Origin of the sequence: Cupriavidus sp. BIC8F (assembly GCF_032465815.1) — a bacterium.
GTDB lineage: Bacteria > Pseudomonadota > Gammaproteobacteria > Burkholderiales > Burkholderiaceae > Cupriavidus > Cupriavidus necator.
Genome location: NZ_CP136095.1, coordinates 2516629 through 2533797, shown reverse-complemented (window position 1 = coordinate 2533797; position 17169 = coordinate 2516629). Strand labels below are relative to the sequence as shown.

The following is a 17169-nucleotide window of genomic DNA, read 5'->3' as shown; positions in this document are numbered from 1 at the left end:
GCGGCCGCCGCCTCCCGGTTTCCCTCGTCAACTGAACAAGGCTCCCATGTCATTCCAAGCCAACTATGACGACTACGTTCGTCCACGTCCCGCCAGTTCTGACCAAAGCTCCCACCGTCTCGCTCCGGATTGCGCGGGTCTCGATTTCCTTGCGCTGGACCGCGGCCTGCAGGACCTGTTGTCGCTCTATCTGCCGGAAGACGTGCGCAGCCATTTGCTCCCGCATTACCAGCGCATGGGTGCGCTGGCGGGCGGCCGCCTGAACGCCCTTTCGATCGTGGCCGACAAGCATCCTCCCGTCCTGCACGCGCGCACCCGCTGGGGCGAAGACGAGGATTGGATCGAGTATCACCCCGCCTATCAGGAGATGGAGCATATCGCGTTCGGCGACTTCCAGTTCCATGCCATGAGCCACCGTGATGGTGTCCTGGGTTGCAGTGCGCCGCTTTCCCCGGTGGCCAAATATGCATTCCAGTACTTGTTCGTGCAGTCCGAGTTCGGACAGATGTGCCCGATCAGCGTTTCCGACACGTCGATCCACCTGATTCGCAAGTACGGCAGCCCGGAACTGCAGGCGAAACTGCTGCCCCGCATGCTGTCGCCGGATCCGGACCAGTTGTGGAAGGGTACTCAGTTCATGACCGAAAAGGCCGGCGGCTCGGATGTCGGCGCGATCGAGACAGTGGCGCGGCAGGTCGACGGCCATTGGCGGCTCTACGGCGAGAAATGGTTCTGCTCCCACACCGATGCCGATGTCGCGCTGCTGCTGGCGCGGCCCGAGGGGGCGCCGGCCGGCACCCGCGGCCTCGCCCTTTTTGCACTGCCACGCAGGCTGGAGAACGGCAGGCGCAATGCCTATCGCATCGTGCGCCTCAAGGACAAGCTGGGAACGCGCTCGATGGCGAGCGGGGAAATCAGGCTGGACGGGGCGCTGGCCTACCTTGTCGGCGCGCCCGACCGCGGCCTCAAGCAGATGATGGAGCAGGTCAACCTGTCGCGTCTCTCTCATGCCGTGCGCGCCGCCGCGATGATGCGGCGCTGCCTGAACGAAGCCGCGCTTGCCGCAAGATCCCGTTCGGCATTCGGGATGGAGGTGATTGGCCATGCGCTGCTGCGCCGGCAGTTGCTGAAGCTGATGATTCCGACCGAGGCAGCGCTCTCGATGACCATGACAACCGCGGACATCATGCGCAGGGCCAACGAAGGCGATGCGGCGGCCGGCAAGGTCCTGCGGTTGCTGACGCCGCTGCTAAAGTTCCGGGCCTGCCGTGACAACATCACGGTTGCCACGGGCGCCATGGAAATCCGGGGCGGCAACGGCTATATCGAGGATTTCGTCAACGCGAGACTGGTGCGTGACGCTCATATCGGCGTGCTCTGGGAGGGAACCAGCAACATCAACGCACTCGATGCTATCCAGCGTGCTGTGCGCAAGGATGGCGCTCAGCATCTGCTGCTGGCGGAATTGTCCGGGCGGCTGGAGCAGGCCCCGCGCCTGCCGGCGAGTTTGCGCCATGCGGTCCTGCAGGCACTGAGCCGATCCGTCGCGCTGGCTGAATGCGTAGCGGAGCACGACGGGCATGAAGCGGAAGTCCGCCGCGCAGCCAGTGCGCTCTACTACGCCACGGCCGCGGCGGTGCTGGCCTGGGAAGGCGCACAGCCTGGCGTCGACGGCAGGCGCCTGCTGCTGGCCAGCTCGGTGCTTCGCCACTACCTGTCACCAGCCGATCCCCTTGCCTGCCCGGTCAAGGCCGGAGAGGACAAGATGGACGCGCTGCTGCTGCAGGGCGATCCGGTCTCATTCGAAGCGGCTTGCGCGGCGCTGGGCAGCTGAAGGGGTTTTGAACGGCGCGAGGCCGGGCAAGTGCCCGGCCTCGCGCCAGCGTGCGGCCAGCAGCCGCAGCCAGGGTCAGGCTTCCATCACTTCGCCGAAGCGCTGCAGGTGGTAGTCGCTGTCGCCCAGCAGCTGGTCCAGCATGGTCAGGCGCTTGAAGTAGTCGCCCACGGACAGCTCATCCGTCATGCCCATGCCGCCATGCAGCTGCACGGCCTGCTGGCCGACGAAGCGCCCGGCGCGGGCCAGCGTCACCTTGGCCGCGGACAGCATGCGGCGGCGCGCGGCAGGATCGGCCTCGTCCAGTGCCTGGACTGCGACGTAGGCCATCGACAGTGCCAGCTCCTTCTGCACCAGCATGTCGGCCATGCGGTGCTGCAGTGCCTGGAAGCTGGCCAGCGGCTTGCCGAACTGCTGGCGCGTGCCCAGGTACTCGGCGGTGATCTCGATCAGCTTTTCCATGGCGCCGGCGCCCTCGGCGCACAGCGCGGCAACGCCGTGCTCCAGGCCCACGCCCAGCGCGGCCAGGCCGTCGGCGGGCTGGCCCACCAGCGCGCTGGCCGGCACTGTCACGTCCTGCAGCGACAGGTCGGCGGCGCGCAGGCCGTCGATGGTGGGATAGGCGGTGACGCCCAGGCCCTTGCTGTCGCGCGGCACCAGGAACAACGCAATCTCATTGCTGCCGGCCACGCGCGCGGTCAGCAGGTAGGCGTCGGCGGCGGCGCCGTGCCAGACCACGCTCTTGATGCCGTTGAGCACGTAGCCGTCGCCGCTGCGCTCGGCGCTGGCGCGGGCCGATTCCGGGCGGTAGCGGGTGGTCGGCTCCAGGTAGGCCAGCGTTACGATGCGCTCGCCCGAGGCGATCGCGGGCAGCCATTCTTCCTTCTGCGCGGCGCTGCCGTGGGCGGCCAGGATGGCGGCGGCCATCACGCCGCTGGGCGTGACTGGCTCCAGCACCAGGCCGCGGCCCAGTTCGCGCTGCACCACCAGCTGGCTGGCGGGGCTTTCGCCGAAGCCGCCGAAGTCGGCCGGCACGGTCAGGCCCAGCACGCCCATTTCAGCCAGCTTGTTCCACATGCCGCGATCCAGGCTTGCGCCTGCGCGCGCGCTCTTGCGGCGGGCCTCGAAGGTGTATTCGGTATCGATGAAGCGACGCAGGCTGTCCGCCAGCATCTGTTGCTCTTCGCTGTAGGTGAAGTCCATGTCAGCTATCCCTTCAGAAACCCAGGATCATCTTGGAGATGATGTTCTTCTGCACTTCGGTCGCGCCGCCGTAGATCGAGGTCTTGCGCATGTCGTAGTAGGTGGAGGCGGCAGGGGCGGCCCACTCAGGGCCCGCCACCGGCTGCGTCGCGCCCGGCTCAAGCCAGTCCGGCGAATACGGCCAGGCGTTGGGGCCGGCCACTTCCATCATCAGCATGCCCAGGTCCTGCTGCACCTCGGAGCCGCGGATCTTGACGATCGAGGCCTCGGGGCCGGGGGTGCCGGCGGCCTGCGTGGCAACGCGCAGCAGCAGCATTTCCAGCGCCATGATGTCCATCTCGAGGCGGGCGATCTTGTCGCGCATGCGCACGTCTTCGATCAGCGGGCGGCCGGCGCCGTCGGTGGCCTGGCTGGCGTAGTGCTTGAGCAGGCGCAGCTCGCGGTTGCAGTGGCCGATGCCGGCAATGCCGGTGCGCTCATGGCCGAGCAGGTACTTGGCATAGGTCCAGGCGCGGTTCTCTTCGCCGACCAGGTTCCCGACCGGCACTTCCACGTCCTCGAACCAGGTCTCGTTGACGTCATGGCCGCCGTCGAGCGTCTTGATCGGGCGCACCGTCACGCCGGGCGACTTCATGTCGATCAGCAGCATCGAGATGCCTTCCTGGGCCTTGGCCTCCGGGTCGGTGCGCACCAGGCAGAAGATCCAGTCGGCGAAGTGGGCCATGGTGGTCCAGGTCTTCTGGCCGTTGACGATGTACTTGTCGCCCTTGCGCACCGCGCGCGTCTTCAGCGAGGCCAGGTCGGAACCCGAGCCCGGCTCGGAGTAGCCCTGGCACCAGAAGTCGTCGATATTGGGGATGCGCGGCAGGAAGCGCTGCTGCATCTCGGGGCTGGCGTACTTCATCAGCACCGGCCCGATCATGGTCAGCCCGAACGGCAGCATGCGCGGAGCGCCGGCGCGGAAGGTCTCGATCTCGAAGATCAGGCGCTGCAGCGCGGTCCAGCCGGTGCCGCCCCATTGCGTGGGCCAGGTCGGCGCGCCCCAGCCGCGGGCCTGCAGGATGCGGTGCCAGCGGATGTAGTCGTCCTTTTCCACGCGCTGGTGGTTGAGTACCTTGTTGCGGATGTCTTCCGGCAGGCTGGCCTGCGCGAATGCGCGGACCTCCTCGCGGAAGGCCTGTTCCTCGGCGGTGAAACGCAAATCCATCTGAATGTCCCCTGTGGTACGCGGGCCGCGCGGCGCTTTTGGCTCAGCCTGGTTGTGCAATGCGTCAAAGCGGCGGCCCTCACTGTGCCGGCCGATTGTAGGGGGCCGGACGCGATTCCTTGCTTCATCAATGGTAAAGCCGTCCTTCGTGGAGGCGGAACCACCTGCGCCGGGTGGTGGCGGGGCGGACGGCGGCTGGCCAGTGGCGTTGACGAACACGGCCTTAGTGAATTCCAAATGGCTCCGGCACGGGGCTTGCCGCAAACTGATGCAGCCAGTTTCATGTGGCCGGGTGCATTCCGCCGCATATCCGACTCAGCCTGCATCGAGAGACCAACCAGCACCATGTCATCCTTCCGCCCCGAATATATCCACGAGATTCCCCGCTACTGGGCCGGGCAGACGCCCGACGCGCCGTGCCTGCACGAGAACGGCGCCGTCATCAGCTACGGCGAGCTGTGGCGGCGCATCGAGGCTGCCCGCGACTGGCTGGCGGCGCAGGGCGTGGGCGAGGGCGACCGCGTGATGGTGGTTGGCGAGAACTGCAACGAGATGGTGGTCACGCTGTTCGCCAGCAGCCTGCTGCACGCCTGGCCGATCCAGGTCAATGCGCGCCTGTCCGCGCGCGAGATCGACAATATCCGCGATCATGCGCAGCCGGCGCTGGTGCTGTTCACCGGCCATGTCTCCGACGTGGCCGCGGCGCACGGCGAACGGCTGGGCGCACAGGCCGCCGGCTGCCCGGTGTTCGACGCTGGCATGCGGGTGGCGCGCGCGGCCACCCCGCCGCAGCGCGAGCCGGCCGGGCTGGCCCGCAGCGTCGCCACGCTGATCTATACCTCCGGCACCACCGGCGCGCCCAAGGGCGTGATGGTGCCACATGCGGGCCTGACGCAGTTTGCGCGCATCTCCGCCACCTCGCGCGACATGGGCCCGGCCGACGTGGCCTACGGCGCCTTGCCGATGTCGCATATCTTCGGCATTGCCACGGTGCTGATGGCCACGCTGTATGCCGGCGCCAGCCTGTTCCTGCGCCCGCGCTTCGACGCCAATGAAGTATTCGAATCGCTGGCATCGCCAGGCGTCACCATCCTGCAGGGGGTGCCGACCATGTTCACGCGCATCATGGCGGTGGCGCCCACCGTCGGCGCGAAGCCCGGCGCCTATCCGCGCCTGCGCTACCTCTATACCGGCGGCGCGCCGCTGGACCCCACGCTCAAGCGCGAGGTCGAAACCCTGTTCGGCCAGGCGCTGCACCATGGCTACGGCATCACCGAATACGCCGGTTCGCTCTTCATCACGCGCATGGAAGCCCCGCGCGCCGACTGCTCGGCCGGCTATATCGTCGAAGGCGTGGAGATCGAGATCACCGATGCCGAAGGCAAGGTGCTTCCCGCCGGCGAGCGCGGCCAGATCCGCGTGCGCGGCCCGGGCGTGATGCTGGGCTACTACCGCAACCCCGAGCAGACCGCCGAGGCGCTGCTGCCCGGCGGCTGGCTCAACACCGGCGACCTGGGCTACCTGGATGCCGACGGCGCGCTGTTCATCTCCGGCCGCTCCAAGGACCTGATCATCCGCTCCGGCTTCAACGTCTACCCGATCGAGGTCGAGTCGGTGATCAATGCCTTCCCCGGCGTGCGCCAGTCGGCGGTGGTTGGGCGCACCACCAGCGACGGCAACGAGGAAGTGGTGGCCTTCATTGAAATGCAGGACGGCGCCGAGCTTGACCGCAAGGCGCTGGACACCTACCTGCGCGAGAGCCTGGCCCCGTACAAGCGCCCCGCCGAGGTCCGCACCGTCGACGTGATTCCGACCACGGCGAGCGGCAAGCTGCTCAAGCAGCCGCTGCGCGCCATGCTCGACTAAACGCCCGGCGGGCCTGCCGGCCCCCGGCACTACAGCCATACCTGGAGGAGACAACAATGAAGACATGGACGACACTGGCAGCCCTGACCGCCACGCTGCTGCTGCAGGGCGCGGCGTGGGCCGCCGACGCCTACCCGTCGCGGCCGGTCAAGCTGCTGGTGGGCTACGCGCCCGGCGGCCCGGTCGACACCGCCGCGCGCATTTATGCCGAGCAGCTTGGGCGCGCGCTCAAGCAGCCGGTGGTGGTGGACAACCGTGCGGGCGCCAGCGGCGCCATCGCCGCTGACATGACCGCCAAGGCGGCGCCGGACGGCTACACGCTGTATTTTGTCGCCAGCCCGACCATGACCATGACCCCGCTGATCCAGCACTCGGTCAACTTCAACCCGGTCAAGGACTTTACCTATATCGGCCTGATCACCGATTACACCAACGTGTTGCTGGTGAACAAGGACTTCCCGGCGAAGAACGTGGGCGAGCTGGTCGACTACGCGCGCAAGCACCCTGAGGGGGTCTCGTTCGGCTCGGCCGGCATTGGGGCATCGAACCATCTGTCCGCGGAGCTGCTGGCTCAGATGAACAACGTGAAGATGCTGCACGTGCCGTACAAGGGTAATGCACCGGCCATGGCTGACGTGATGAGCGGCAAGGTGACGTTCATGTTCGACATCACCGGCACGGCTATCGGGCATATCAACGGCGGCAAGGTGCGCGCGCTGGCGGTCACGTCGAAGACCCGCAATCCGGCGCTGCCGAACGTGCCGACCATGATCGAGTCGGGGCAGAAGGACTATGACCTGACTGGCTGGTATGCGCTGGTGGGGCCGCAGAAGTTGCCGGCCGATGTGGTCGACAAGCTGGTCAAGGCGCAGAAGGCGGTTGGGGAGGATGCGGCCTTCCGGCAACGCATGACGGCTGGGGGGTATGACGTCAATATCAGCACGCCGAAGGCGCTGGGGGATCGGATTCAGCGGGAGCTGGCGCTTTGGGGTGGGGTGGTGAAGGCGGCGAAGATTCAGGCGGATTGAGGGGGGAGGGGCTTGGGGGCTGGTTCGATGTTGTCGTAGGTCGACGGCCCTGTTCGATGTTGTCGTAGGTCGACGGCCCTGTTCCGCCCTGCTGGGCGGGTCACTTTCTGTCCGAGCGACAGAAAGTAACCAAAGAGCGCGTCGCCTGGGCGGCTGGCCATAAATTGCACGGCGTTGGTGGTTCAAGCGGTGGTGCTTGCCGTTTTGCGTGGTTGCCCGTTCGACCCAGCTACGCTCCCTGTCCGGTGCCTCCGTCGACGGACTATTGGACGAACCCGACTTTAGTCTATTGGCAGCCTGCTAATCAGGTTATCGGTGGGACGCCTTCGGCTGCGCTGCGCGCACTCAGTATCGCAGGTCGGGCGCCCTCGCACGGATTGCGTCGCTGCGCTCGCATGGCGCTGTCGTAGTGCTGGGCCAAAAGCGCAAATCAGGAAGTGGCCGTTCGTTCTGCCACGTTAGGGCCGGCGCGAAGCGCAGCCGAAGGCGTCCGACCGACGCGGTGGTTAGCAGGCTGCCAATGGCCTAAAGTCGGGTTCGTCCAATAGTCCGTGGACGGAGGCACCAGACAGGGTGCGTAGCAGGGTGGAACCACCAATCCCATCGAACGGAAATCACCGCCGCTCGAATCACCAACCCCGTGGAATGGATGGCCAGCCGCCCAGGCGACGCGTTTTTGGTTACTTTTGTCGCTCGGACAAAAGTGACTCGCCCCTTCAGGGGCGAAACCGGGGCCTCTCCAAGAGCCACCACCACAAATCCGCCGAAGTACCTTGTTGAATGCCATCAAGGCATTGCCCGTAAGCCGTGATGCGTGCCTTCGCCAAGGCGTGGAGTTCTCCGCTCTGTGGACGTTGGCAACTGACGCTTAACTTAGCGTATCTATCCTTCACAATCTGCGCCTTGATTGTGAACGGCAGGGTTCTCTAGACTGGATGGGCTCCTGATACAGCAGGGGCCGGGAGTGAGAACCCGGTCCACGCTACCTCGTCGCCTGCGTGATGCGAGCGGCGCGTTTGGTGTGATATATGTCGCCAAGTTCGAGGAAGCCGTGTACGTATTGCATTGCTTCCAGAAGAAGACGCAGGCGACCAACCTGACGGACAAGCGTATCGCCGAGGCTCGCTATCGAGCTATCGCCAACGCGAGGAAAGGCAAATCATGAAGATCGACACCGGGATCCGCCATGTCACCAAGCCAGGCGCCAATCTGTTCCTGGAACTTGGATTTCCGCCGGAGGAAGCCAAGCGGCTGCAGGCGGCATCCAAAAAGCAGATCAACGACACGAAGCAGCTCAAGGAACAGCTCATGGGCGAACTGGCGGCATGGATCGAGCAACACCACCTGAAACAGGCAGAGGCTGCGGAAATCCTGATGGTGTCTCGTCCGCGCGTGTCGGACGTAGTGAACCGAAAGACGGCCAAATTCACCATCGACACACTGGTTGAGATGTTGAGCCGCATTGGCAAGCCCGTCCGCCTGGCAATTGGCCGGTAAGCCAGGGGCGCATCGGTGGCGACGCGGCGTACCCATCATTGAATTAGCAGACGCCCGCCAGTCGCAGCGAATCAGCGGACTGGCATTCTCCGTCACCTCAACCTACCGCTAGCAGGGAACAGAAGGAAAGCAGCCGCCTGCAACATCCGCCTGCGGCCTAACCTTTTACCCTTCCACCTCCGCCCACCCCTGCATCGCCTGCCCGCCGGCATCATCCCCCGTCCACAGCACCAGCCGGCCCGCCTGCGCCGGATCAGCCGCGCCGCCGACGATGATGGTGTCCTGGTCGAACAGCGGCGCCAACCCGCGGAAGCCAAAGCGGCGCACGCGCGCCTGCGGTTGCTCGCGCGCCACCAGATCCAGCATCAGCATGGCCTGCATCGGCCCGTGCACCACCAGGCCGGGGTAGCCCTCGACCTCGCGCGTGTACTGGCGGTCATAGTGGATGCGGTGGCCGTTGAAGGTCAGTGCCGAATAGCGGAACAGCATCACCGGATCCGCCTGCAGCGTGCGCTGCCACTGCGCGGTCTGCTCCAGGCGCGGGCGCGGCGGCTGCGGCTTGGACGGGTCGGGCATGGCGCGGTAGACGATATCGTGGCGCTCGTTGACCGTGGTCTTGCCGTTGACGGTCAGCTCGTGATCGACGGCGACAAACCACAGCTCACCGGTGCGCCCGGTCTTGTACTGCACGTCCTTGATGGTGGAGGTGCGCGTGACGGTATCGCCGATATGCAGCGGATGGCTGAAGCTCAGTTCGCTGCCGGCCCACATGCGGCGCGGCAGCGGCACCGGCGGCATGAAGCCGCCGAGGGTGGGATGGCCGTCGCGTCCCAGTTCATGCTGCGGCGCGCGCGGCAGGAAGTAGAGCCAGTGCCACAGCGGCGGCAGCGGGCCGGCGGCAACGGCTTCGGGGTCGAGGTCGAAGGTGGCGGCGAGGCCGATCACCGGTTCCGGCGACAGCGTTTCGGTGCGCGATTCGCTGCGGCCGATCCAGCCGCGCAGGCGTTCGAGTTCAGAAGTGGCGTCAGTCATGACAGTAGGCCTTGTAGTGCGTGAAGGTTGTCGGGCGGCGGGTTACTGCGCCAGTGCCAGCAGCCGGCGGGCCTGCTCGATCACGGGCCGGTCTACCATCTTGCCATCGACCTGCACCGCATGGCTGCCACTGGCGGTAGCTTCCAGCACGCGGCGGGCCCAGTCGAGCTGCTCGGGGCTGGGCAAAAAGCCTGCGCGCACCGCGGCCAGCTGGGCCGGGTGGATGCAGAGCTTGCCGGCAAAGCCGAGTTCGCGCGCATAGGCAACGTCGCTGGCCAGCACGGCCTCGTCTTTCAGTGCGGTGGTCACGCCGTCGACCGGTGGCGGCAGCCCGGCCACGCGCGAGGCCAGCACGATGCGCGCGCGCGCAAAGGCGAGCGCGTCGCGCGTATGGCTGCAGCCCAGGTCGACCGCATAGTCGAGCGAGCCGAAGGCAAGGCGCGCGACGCCGGTGGCCACGGCGTCGATCTGATGAAGACCGAGCGCGGTTTCGATGATCGCGACGAGTTCGCCCTTCGGGTTGATCGCATGCAGGGCCTGCGCGATGGTGGCCAGCGCTGCGGCATCTTCTGCCTTGGGCACCAGCAGGCCAGCCAGCGCGGTGCCCGGCGGCAGCTCGCGCAGCCAGGCCAGGTCGGCGGCAAAGGATGGCGAGGCGCTGTCATTGATGCGGACAAAGGCGTTGGCCGCGGGCCGTCCGGCCAGCCAGGCAGCGATGGCTTCGCGCGCGGCGGGCTTCGTGTCCGGATGAACCGCGTCCTCGAGGTCCAGGATCATCACATCGGGGCCGGCGGCCGCGGCCTTGTCGAAGCGTTCCGGCCGGTCGCCCGGCACGAACAGGTAGGTGACTGCGGTGGTCATATCTTGCTTCTCAGCCTGCGGCGGGCAGCCAGTCGTTGACGTTCGGGGCCTGTTCCAGCGCCCACACGCGCTGGATGATGGCACGCATCTCGGCCTCGCTCGCGCCGTGGCGGAACGCGCCCAACTGCAGCGCTTTCGCTTCCAGTTCCGGGCGCGACAGGGTGTTGTCCGGATCGCCCTTGGGCACGTCGACGCGCGCGGCCAGCGTGCGGCCGTCGGTGGTTTTGACGGTGATGCGGCCAATCCACTGGCGCGGGTAGGCGGCGTTGATCTCGGCATCCAGTTCCATGCCGACCTTGCCGCGGAAGGCGGTCACCTTCGGGTCCTGCAGCGCATGCTGCTCGAACTCGCCCAGGCCCGCATGGCCGTGCACGGCCACCAGCCCCAGCACCGTGCCCATCGAGAACTTGGCCTGGTGGATGGTGGTGGGGTTGACCACGGGGCCGAGCACGTCGATGGCGCCCTGGTGCACATGCGTGGTGACGCTGGCGACCTGGTCGGCGCTGATGCCTTCGCGCTGCATCAGCGCCTTGAGCGCATCGGCGGCCGGGTGCGTGTGGCGGCATGAGGCGAAGAACTTGAACGAGGTCTCGGCGGTGGCCCAGCGCGTGCCCAGGCCGTCGGTCAGGCAGGCGGGGTTGGCATCGCTCGACATGCCGGCAGCCATGCCCTGCGCGCCTTCCAGGATCTGCTTCGCGCCGGTGAAGCCGGCCCGCGCGAGCCAGGCCGACTGCAGGCCATCGGCCGCGGCCTTGGCGGTATGCAGCTGCTTGGAGTCGGCGGCGTCGCGCAGGAATTCCCACAGGCCCGCGGCCTGCGTGCCGGCCGAGCCCAGCGCCTGGTTGATGCCTTCGGCGTCAAGGTTGTACAGCTTGGCGACCGCCGCGGCGGCAGCCAGCGTGCCGACCGTGCCGGTGGTGTGGAAGATCCGGTAGTGCGACCGGCCCATGAATTCGCCGATGCGGATGCCGGCTTCATACCCGGCGATGGAGGCCAGCAGCACCTCGGCGCCGGTCTTGCCTTCGGCCTGCGCGGCGGCGACCACGGCAGGGAACACCACGGCGGCCGGGTGCAGCACCGAGCCGTTGTGCACGTCATCCTGCTCGACCACGTGCGACGAAGCGCCGTTGATCAGCGCGGCGAAGTAGGGCGAGGTGCGGCGGCGGTCCACCAGCACTTCGGCCGCGCCCTGCGCCGGCCCCATCGCGGCGGCAAACTCCTGGATGCGGCGCACGGCCGGGGCGTCCTTGCCCGCGATGGCCGAGGCGATCCAGTCAAGGAACAGGTCCTTGGTGCGCTCGATCACGGGCGCCGGCACGTCGGCCAGCGTGAAGCGGGCCAGGAATTCGCAAAGCTGGCGGGTCGGATAGGATTGGTCTGCGGGTTGGCTCATGCCGTCTCCGGAGATAGTTGGTTTGGCTCGGCCGCTCGCGGCCTCGCGGGGATCAGGATCCTCCGCCGATGCCGGGAGAGGATGGGGGGAACGGACGCCGCGCGGACGTCCTCAGACAGTCTTCTTGCTCACCAGTGCGTCGATATCGCCATCGCCATAGCCCAGTTCAGCCAGGATGCTGCGACTGTGCGCGCCCAGTGCCGGCACATCGCCCATGACGGGCTCCACGCCCGACAGGTTGGCGGGTGGCAGCAGCGCGCCGATCGGGCCGCCTGGGGTGGTGACTTCGCGCCAGCGCTGGCGCGCCTGCAGCTGCGGATGGTTCCACACGCCTTCGATGTCGTTCATCGGGGCATTGGCGATCTGCGCCTGGTCCAGCAGCGCCTCGGCCTGCGCCACCGTCAGCGGTGCGAAGCGTTCTTCGATGAGCGCGGTGAGTTCGGGGCGGTTGCGCACGCGGGCGGTATTGCTGGAAAAGCGCTCGTCCTGCGCCAGTGCGCGATTCCCGAGCACGACCTCGCAGAAATTGGCGAACTCGCGTTCGTTCTGCACGCTGAAGATCACGCTGCCATTGCCGGTGCGATGCACGCCGTACGGTGCGATGGTCGGATGCGACGCGCCGAAGCGTGCCGGCGGCGTGCCGCCGTAGTGGCCGAAGTAGAGGACCTGGTTCATCCACTCTGCCATGGCCTCGAACATGGTGACCTCGACGCGCAGGCCCTTGCCGGTGCGTCCACGCTGCAGGAGCGCCGAGAGGATGCCACTGTAGGCGTACATGCCGGCCGAGATATCGGCGATCGAAACGCCGGCGCGCGACGGCTCGTTCGGGCCGCCGGTGAGGCCCACGAGGCCGGCGGCGGCCTGGATCAGCAGGTCGTAGGCCTTCTTGTCGCGATAGGGGCCCGAGTCGCCATAGCCGGAGATGTCGCAGACGATCAGCTTCTCGTACTTGCCGTGCAGGGTGTCGAAATCCAGCCCCATGCGGGCGGCGGCGCCAGGCGCGAGGTTCTGCACCAGTATGTCGGCATCGGCCAGCAGGCGGTGCAGGATGGACTGAGCCTCGTCATCCTTCAGGTCCAGGGTGAGGCTTTCCTTCCCCCGGTTGAGCCAGACGAAGTACGAGGCCTGGCCGTGCACGGACTGGTCATAGCCGCGCGCGAAGTCGCCCGCGCCGGGGCGCTCGACCTTGATCACGCGCGCGCCCAGGTCGGCTAGCTGGCGCGTGGCGAAGGGCGCGGCCACCGCGTGCTCAAGCGAGACCACGCGGATGCCGTCGAGCGGGCGGATGCCTTTGGGGGAATGGGACATGCAGGGGCCTTAGAACGAACGCGGCAGCTCGAGCACATGCTCGGCCACGTAGGACAGGATCAGGTTGGTCGAGATCGGCGCCACCTGGTACAGGCGCGTCTCGCGGAACTTGCGTTCGATGTCGTACTCGGCGGCAAAGCCGAAGCCGCCGTGCGTCTGCAGGCAAACGTTGGCCGCTTCCCACGAGGCGTCGGCGGCAAGCAGTTTGGAGATATTGGCTTCCTTGCCGCACGGCTTGCCGGCGTCGAACAGCTGCGCGGCCTTGTAGCGCATCAGGCTGGCGGCCTCGACATTGATATACGAGCGCGCGATCGGGAACTGCACGGCCTGGTTCTGGCCGATCGGGCGGTCGAACACGATGCGGTCGCGCGCATAGTTGCTGGCGCGCTCGACAAACCAGTAGCCGTCGCCAATGCACTCCGCGGCGATCAGGATGCGCTCGGCGTTGAGGCCGTCAAGGATGTACTTCAGGCCCTTGCCTTCCTCGCCGATCAGGTTTTCTGCGGGGACTTCAAGGTTGTCGAAGAACAGCTCGTTGGTCTCGTGGTTGACCATGTTGCGGATCGGCTTGACCGTCAGGCCCTTGCCGATGGCATCGCGCAGGTCCACCACGAATACCGACAGTCCTTCGGACTTGCGCTTGACCTGGTCCAGCGGCGTGGTGCGCGCCAGCAGCAGCATCAGGTCCGAATGCTGCACGCGCGAAATCCATACCTTCTGGCCATTGACGATGTACTTGTCGCCCTTGCGCACCGCGGTGGTCTTGAGCTTGGTGGTGTCGGTGCCGGTGGTGGGCTCGGTCACGGCCATCGACTGCATGCGCAGCTCGCCCGAGGCGATGCCCGGCAGCCAGCGCTGCTTCTGCGCTTCGGAGCCGTGACGCAGCAGGCAGCCCATCACGTACATCTGGCCGTGGCAGGCGCCGGAATTGCCGCCGCTGCGGTTGATTTCTTCCATGATGACCGAGGCCGCGGTCAGCGACAGGCCCGAGCCGCCATAGGCTTCCGGGATCAGCGCCGACAGCCAGCCTGCCTGGGTCAGCGCCTGGACAAAGGTCTCAGGAAAGGCGTTCTGCTCTTCCACCCGTTGCCAGTACGCCGAATCGAAGCCGGAGCAGAGGTCGCGCACCGCTTCGCGGATTTCGGGGTACAGCTGGTCTGGATCCTGATGTGCGTGCATGGGGTAGCCCCGCTCAGATTGAATGGGGCCATTATTCCCGAGCCCCCGGCACGCTGAAATTCGGATTTGCGAAAGAGCGGCTTAGGTGGGCCGGAAGCGGGGGAGGCGGAAGCTGCATGCGCCGCCGGGCGCCTGCAGATGCGCAAGAGGCCGGTGCAGCGGCCTCGCGCGCAGGGATGGCTGGCAGGCCGGGCCTGGGAATCAGTGCATAAAGAGCCAGATCAGGATCAGGATGAAGGCCGGAACACCAAGCAGCCAGGCGAGGATATAGGGCATGGTGCAACTCCTGTTGATGACGGTAATCAGTGACTCCAATATAGGAACGCCGCCATGGCGGCACTGTCGGGGAGCTTCCGCTTGCGGTGTAGGACGCAGCCGCGCGCACCTGGCGGGCGGCCCGCGCGATGTGGCGCCAGCGCCTTGCGGCCCGCCGGCCCGGTTGCCGGCGGGCCATCCCGTGCTACGCTCAGGTCTGCACCAAAGCACCCGGAGGCGAGCCATGGACGGGGTCTGGTCTGAGATTTTCAGGGTCTTGCGCGCCGAGTTCGCCGATGTGCCGGACGCTGCCGAGGCCACCCGCATCCTGACGCGCCTGTTCATGGCGATGCTGCTGGGCGGCCTGATCGGCTATCAGCGCGAGGTCTCCGGCAAGGCAGCGGGGCTGCGCACCCATATGCTGGTGGCGCTGGGCTCGGCGCTGTTCGTGCTGGTGCCGCTGCAGGCCGGGGTGCCGCTGGGCGACATCAGCCGCGTGCTGCAGGGGCTGATTACCGGCATAGGCTTCCTTGGCGCCGGCGCGATCCTGAAGCACAGCGACGAAGCCCACATCGAGGGCCTGACCACCGCGGCCAGCATCTGGATGGTCGCGGCCATCGGCGTGGCTGCCGGCCTGGGGCGCGATACCACCGCGGTGATCGCCACCATCTTCACGCTGGTCATCCTGCAGGTCCTGCATCGCTGGAAATAGTGCACCCGCACCCGGCGCATCCGGCACCCGTGCACGCCCGGCGTGCGCCGGTCTGTTCGCTTGCCCGCCAATTTGCGTCATTTCCCACTGCAATGCGCGCCAGCGCACGCTGCCCGCGCGCGGCGCGTCCTATGCTGTGGCACAGGTTGCGCCGCGATCCACAGGCGCAGCCGTGGCAGAGCAGGGGGAGGTAGCGATGAAATCTTCGATCCGTGACGACGCGGCGCTGGCCGCATTCGTGGGGCCGCGCTATGCGTACTACAGCCAGCGCTGGTCCCTGGCCGAGGCGCGCGGCGGCATGTCCTGGAACTGGGCGGCGTGCCTGCTGGGACCGTTCTGGATGGCCTACCGGCGCATGTACTGGCAGGTGGGGGTCTTTGCGCTGATCGTCTGCGCCGAGCCGGTGCTGCACGCGCTGTTCGGGCTGAAGATGCCGCTGGCGGTCCGGCCGATGCTGTATGCCATGGCGCTGCTGCTGGGCATGTATGGCAACCAGATCTACCGCTGGCATGCCGAGGCGACCATCCGGCACCTGCGCGAGTACCATTTTTCACCGGAACTGGTGCACGACTCGCTGGCGCGCTGTGGCCGCACCAGCTGGCCCGGTGTGTTCGCCATGGCCCTGCTGCTGGTGGTGATGGCGGTGTCGCTGAGCCCGCTGGCGGGGCTGGTGGTGCAGGGCGGCGGGCTGGCCGCCGGCTGAACGGTCGACGACTTACCCGGCTTACACTGGCTCGCGCGCCGCGTCGACCAGGTACTGGATCAGCGTTTCGGCAAACTGGGGCAGTTCGCGCCCCGGGCGGCGCACCAGGCGCAGCTCGCGCTTGGCCCATTCGTCTTCCAGCTGGATAAAGCGCAGCACCTTGCGGCTGGCGTAGCGGCGCGCGCAGCTGTTGGGCACGATGGCGATGCCCGCGCCGGCCTCGACCATGCGGCATACGGCATCGAAGCTGCCCACCTGGATGCGCAGGCTGATACGCTTGCCCATGCCGCTGGCGATGCGGTCCAGGAAGGACTGGATCGCGCTGAACTGGTTCAGGCCGACAAAGCGGCAGGTATCGATCAGGTCGGCGAAATGCAGCCGCTTGAAGGCCGGCAGCGGGTGGTTGACCGGTGCGATCACGATCAGCTCATCGCTGCACAGGTGCATCGCGTCCAGGTCCTGGGTGGCGACTTCACCGGCCACGATACCCAGGTCTGCGGCGCCGGCGCTGATCGCCGAGACGATTTCCTGCGACAGGTGCTCTTCCAGCTCGATGTCCACGTCCGGGTTCTCGCTCAGGAAGCGCGATACGCCGGTGGCCAGGAACGAGTTGGTGGCGGTGGTGTTGGCCAGCAGCCGCACGCGGCCCTTGACGCCCTTGGCATAGGGCCGCAGGTCGGCGTGCAGGCATTCCAGTTCGCGGAAGACCTCGCGCGCGTGGCGCAGCAGCGCATCGCCCGCCGGCGTCAGGCGCACGCCCTTGACCTGGCGGATCAGCAATTGTGTCTGGAACGCCTCTTCCAGCTGCTTGATCCGGGTGCTGGCCGCGGGCAGCGACAGGAAGCTGCGTTCGGCCGCGCGGGTCAGGTTCTCCGTCTCGCCAACGTTCAGGAAGAGGCGGAGGTCGGTCAGGTCGTAATGCATGGGCTTCCGTCAGGCCAAAGGCCAGTTTTGTGATTCGTGAATTCCAAAGTCTCGGCCGTCAATTTATCGTATCCACTGCGGCGTGGACATCCGGATTGACCGCATCGGCGGGCGATGCCCGCGGCGCAGGGGTGTTTCGCCGGGTTTGCGGTCGGTGACCGCACAAA

General features: G+C 66.9%; 14 protein-coding genes and 1 pseudogene. 7 read left to right on the top strand and 8 right to left on the bottom strand.

The features are described 5' to 3' along the window. The first annotated feature begins 46 nt into the window (after nucleotides 1–46). Nucleotides 47–1834, top strand: a complete 1788-nt coding sequence (locus RS901_RS31670; RefSeq protein WP_316157336.1) for an acyl-CoA dehydrogenase family protein — start codon at nucleotides 47–49, stop codon at nucleotides 1832–1834. Between the two features lie 75 nt (nucleotides 1835–1909). Here the strand turns inward: RS901_RS31670 and RS901_RS31665 are convergent, their stop codons facing one another. Then, on the bottom strand, nucleotides 1910–3037 hold the full coding sequence (locus RS901_RS31665; RefSeq protein ID WP_316154543.1) for an acyl-CoA dehydrogenase: 1128 nt from the start codon (nucleotides 3035–3037) through the stop codon (nucleotides 1910–1912). Nucleotides 3038–3050: 13 nt separating this feature from the next. Continuing rightward, a complete protein-coding gene (locus RS901_RS31660) occupies nucleotides 3051–4244 on the bottom strand; it encodes an acyl-CoA dehydrogenase family protein (RefSeq protein ID WP_316154542.1) in 1194 nt (397 codons plus the stop codon). Nucleotides 4245–4589: 345 nt separating this feature from the next. On the opposite strand from RS901_RS31660, the gene RS901_RS31655 reads away from it, so the two are divergent. From RS901_RS31655 to RS901_RS31640, 4 genes and pseudogenes are all read left to right on the top strand, one after another. Beyond that, nucleotides 4590–6110 (top strand): class I adenylate-forming enzyme family protein, encoded by a 1521-nt coding sequence (locus tag RS901_RS31655; RefSeq protein ID WP_316154541.1) that lies wholly within the window; start codon nucleotides 4590–4592, stop codon nucleotides 6108–6110. Nucleotides 6111–6166: 56 nt separating this feature from the next. Continuing rightward, complete coding sequence (locus tag RS901_RS31650) at nucleotides 6167–7138, top strand: Bug family tripartite tricarboxylate transporter substrate binding protein (RefSeq protein WP_013952320.1); 972 nt, start codon at nucleotides 6167–6169, stop codon at nucleotides 7136–7138. A gap of 991 nt (nucleotides 7139–8129) precedes the next feature. Beyond that, nucleotides 8130–8303: pseudogene (locus RS901_RS31645) on the top strand (type II toxin-antitoxin system RelE/ParE family toxin); the annotation flags it as partial. Continuing rightward, entirely contained in the window at nucleotides 8300–8635 is a 336-nt protein-coding gene (locus RS901_RS31640; protein ID WP_316154539.1) for a helix-turn-helix domain-containing protein, read from the top strand. The pseudogene RS901_RS31645 and the gene RS901_RS31640, both read left to right, overlap by 4 nt. Nucleotides 8636–8800: 165 nt before the next feature. Here the strand turns inward: RS901_RS31640 and RS901_RS31635 are convergent, their stop codons facing one another. The 5 genes from RS901_RS31635 to RS901_RS31615 all read right to left on the bottom strand — a co-directional run bounded on the left by RS901_RS31635 (nucleotide 8801) and on the right by RS901_RS31615 (nucleotide 14408). Further along, a complete protein-coding gene (locus tag RS901_RS31635; RefSeq protein WP_316154537.1) occupies nucleotides 8801–9667 on the bottom strand; it encodes an FAS1-like dehydratase domain-containing protein in 867 nt (288 codons plus the stop codon). A gap of 42 nt (nucleotides 9668–9709) precedes the next feature. Further along, the gene (locus RS901_RS31630) at nucleotides 9710–10528 is read right to left on the bottom strand and encodes a CoA ester lyase (RefSeq protein WP_316154535.1); all 819 of its coding nucleotides are present in this window, start codon (nucleotides 10526–10528) and stop codon (nucleotides 9710–9712) included. Nucleotides 10529–10538: 10 nt separating this feature from the next. After that, nucleotides 10539–11921 (bottom strand): MmgE/PrpD family protein, encoded by a 1383-nt coding sequence (locus RS901_RS31625; RefSeq protein ID WP_316154534.1) that lies wholly within the window; start codon nucleotides 11919–11921, stop codon nucleotides 10539–10541. A gap of 111 nt (nucleotides 11922–12032) precedes the next feature. Then, the gene (locus RS901_RS31620; protein WP_316154533.1) at nucleotides 12033–13229 is read right to left on the bottom strand and encodes a CaiB/BaiF CoA-transferase family protein; all 1197 of its coding nucleotides are present in this window, start codon (nucleotides 13227–13229) and stop codon (nucleotides 12033–12035) included. Nucleotides 13230–13238: 9 nt separating this feature from the next. Continuing rightward, nucleotides 13239–14408, bottom strand: a complete 1170-nt coding sequence (locus tag RS901_RS31615; protein ID WP_316154532.1) for an acyl-CoA dehydrogenase family protein — start codon at nucleotides 14406–14408, stop codon at nucleotides 13239–13241. Nucleotides 14409–14907: 499 nt separating this feature from the next. Here RS901_RS31615 and RS901_RS31610 point away from each other — a divergent pair, with 499 nt between their 5' ends. Together RS901_RS31610 and RS901_RS31605 are read left to right on the top strand one after the other, a co-directional pair. Then, nucleotides 14908–15375, top strand: coding sequence for an MgtC/SapB family protein (locus RS901_RS31610; RefSeq protein ID WP_316154531.1), 468 nt, complete (start codon nucleotides 14908–14910; stop codon nucleotides 15373–15375). A 196-nt stretch (nucleotides 15376–15571) separates the two neighbouring features. Then, entirely contained in the window at nucleotides 15572–16078 is a 507-nt protein-coding gene (locus tag RS901_RS31605; RefSeq protein WP_316154529.1) for a DUF2628 domain-containing protein, read from the top strand. Between the two features lie 21 nt (nucleotides 16079–16099). Here the strand turns inward: RS901_RS31605 and RS901_RS31600 are convergent, their stop codons facing one another. Continuing rightward, nucleotides 16100–17002 (bottom strand): LysR substrate-binding domain-containing protein, encoded by a 903-nt coding sequence (locus tag RS901_RS31600; protein WP_114135631.1) that lies wholly within the window; start codon nucleotides 17000–17002, stop codon nucleotides 16100–16102. Nucleotides 17003–17169: the final 167 nt, after the last annotated feature.

Excerpts from the sequence above, each read along its gene's own strand:
- RS901_RS31670 (WP_316157336.1), top strand. The coding sequence starts at position 47 with ATGTCATTCCAAGCCAACTATGACGACTACGTTCGTCCACGTCCCGCC.
- RS901_RS31665 (WP_316154543.1), bottom strand. The coding sequence starts at position 3,037 with ATGGACTTCACCTACAGCGAAGAGCAACAGATGCTGGCGGACAGCCTG.
- RS901_RS31660 (WP_316154542.1), bottom strand. The coding sequence starts at position 4,244 with ATGGATTTGCGTTTCACCGCCGAGGAACAGGCCTTCCGCGAGGAGGTC.
- RS901_RS31655 (WP_316154541.1), top strand. The coding sequence starts at position 4,590 with ATGTCATCCTTCCGCCCCGAATATATCCACGAGATTCCCCGCTACTGG.
- RS901_RS31650 (WP_013952320.1), top strand. The coding sequence starts at position 6,167 with ATGAAGACATGGACGACACTGGCAGCCCTGACCGCCACGCTGCTGCTG.
- RS901_RS31640 (WP_316154539.1), top strand. The coding sequence starts at position 8,300 with ATGAAGATCGACACCGGGATCCGCCATGTCACCAAGCCAGGCGCCAAT.
- RS901_RS31635 (WP_316154537.1), bottom strand. The coding sequence starts at position 9,667 with ATGACTGACGCCACTTCTGAACTCGAACGCCTGCGCGGCTGGATCGGC.
- RS901_RS31630 (WP_316154535.1), bottom strand. The coding sequence starts at position 10,528 with ATGACCACCGCAGTCACCTACCTGTTCGTGCCGGGCGACCGGCCGGAA.
- RS901_RS31625 (WP_316154534.1), bottom strand. The coding sequence starts at position 11,921 with ATGAGCCAACCCGCAGACCAATCCTATCCGACCCGCCAGCTTTGCGAA.
- RS901_RS31620 (WP_316154533.1), bottom strand. The coding sequence starts at position 13,229 with ATGTCCCATTCCCCCAAAGGCATCCGCCCGCTCGACGGCATCCGCGTG.
- RS901_RS31615 (WP_316154532.1), bottom strand. The coding sequence starts at position 14,408 with ATGCACGCACATCAGGATCCAGACCAGCTGTACCCCGAAATCCGCGAA.
- RS901_RS31610 (WP_316154531.1), top strand. The coding sequence starts at position 14,908 with ATGGACGGGGTCTGGTCTGAGATTTTCAGGGTCTTGCGCGCCGAGTTC.
- RS901_RS31605 (WP_316154529.1), top strand. The coding sequence starts at position 15,572 with ATGAAATCTTCGATCCGTGACGACGCGGCGCTGGCCGCATTCGTGGGG.
- RS901_RS31600 (WP_114135631.1), bottom strand. The coding sequence starts at position 17,002 with ATGCATTACGACCTGACCGACCTCCGCCTCTTCCTGAACGTTGGCGAG.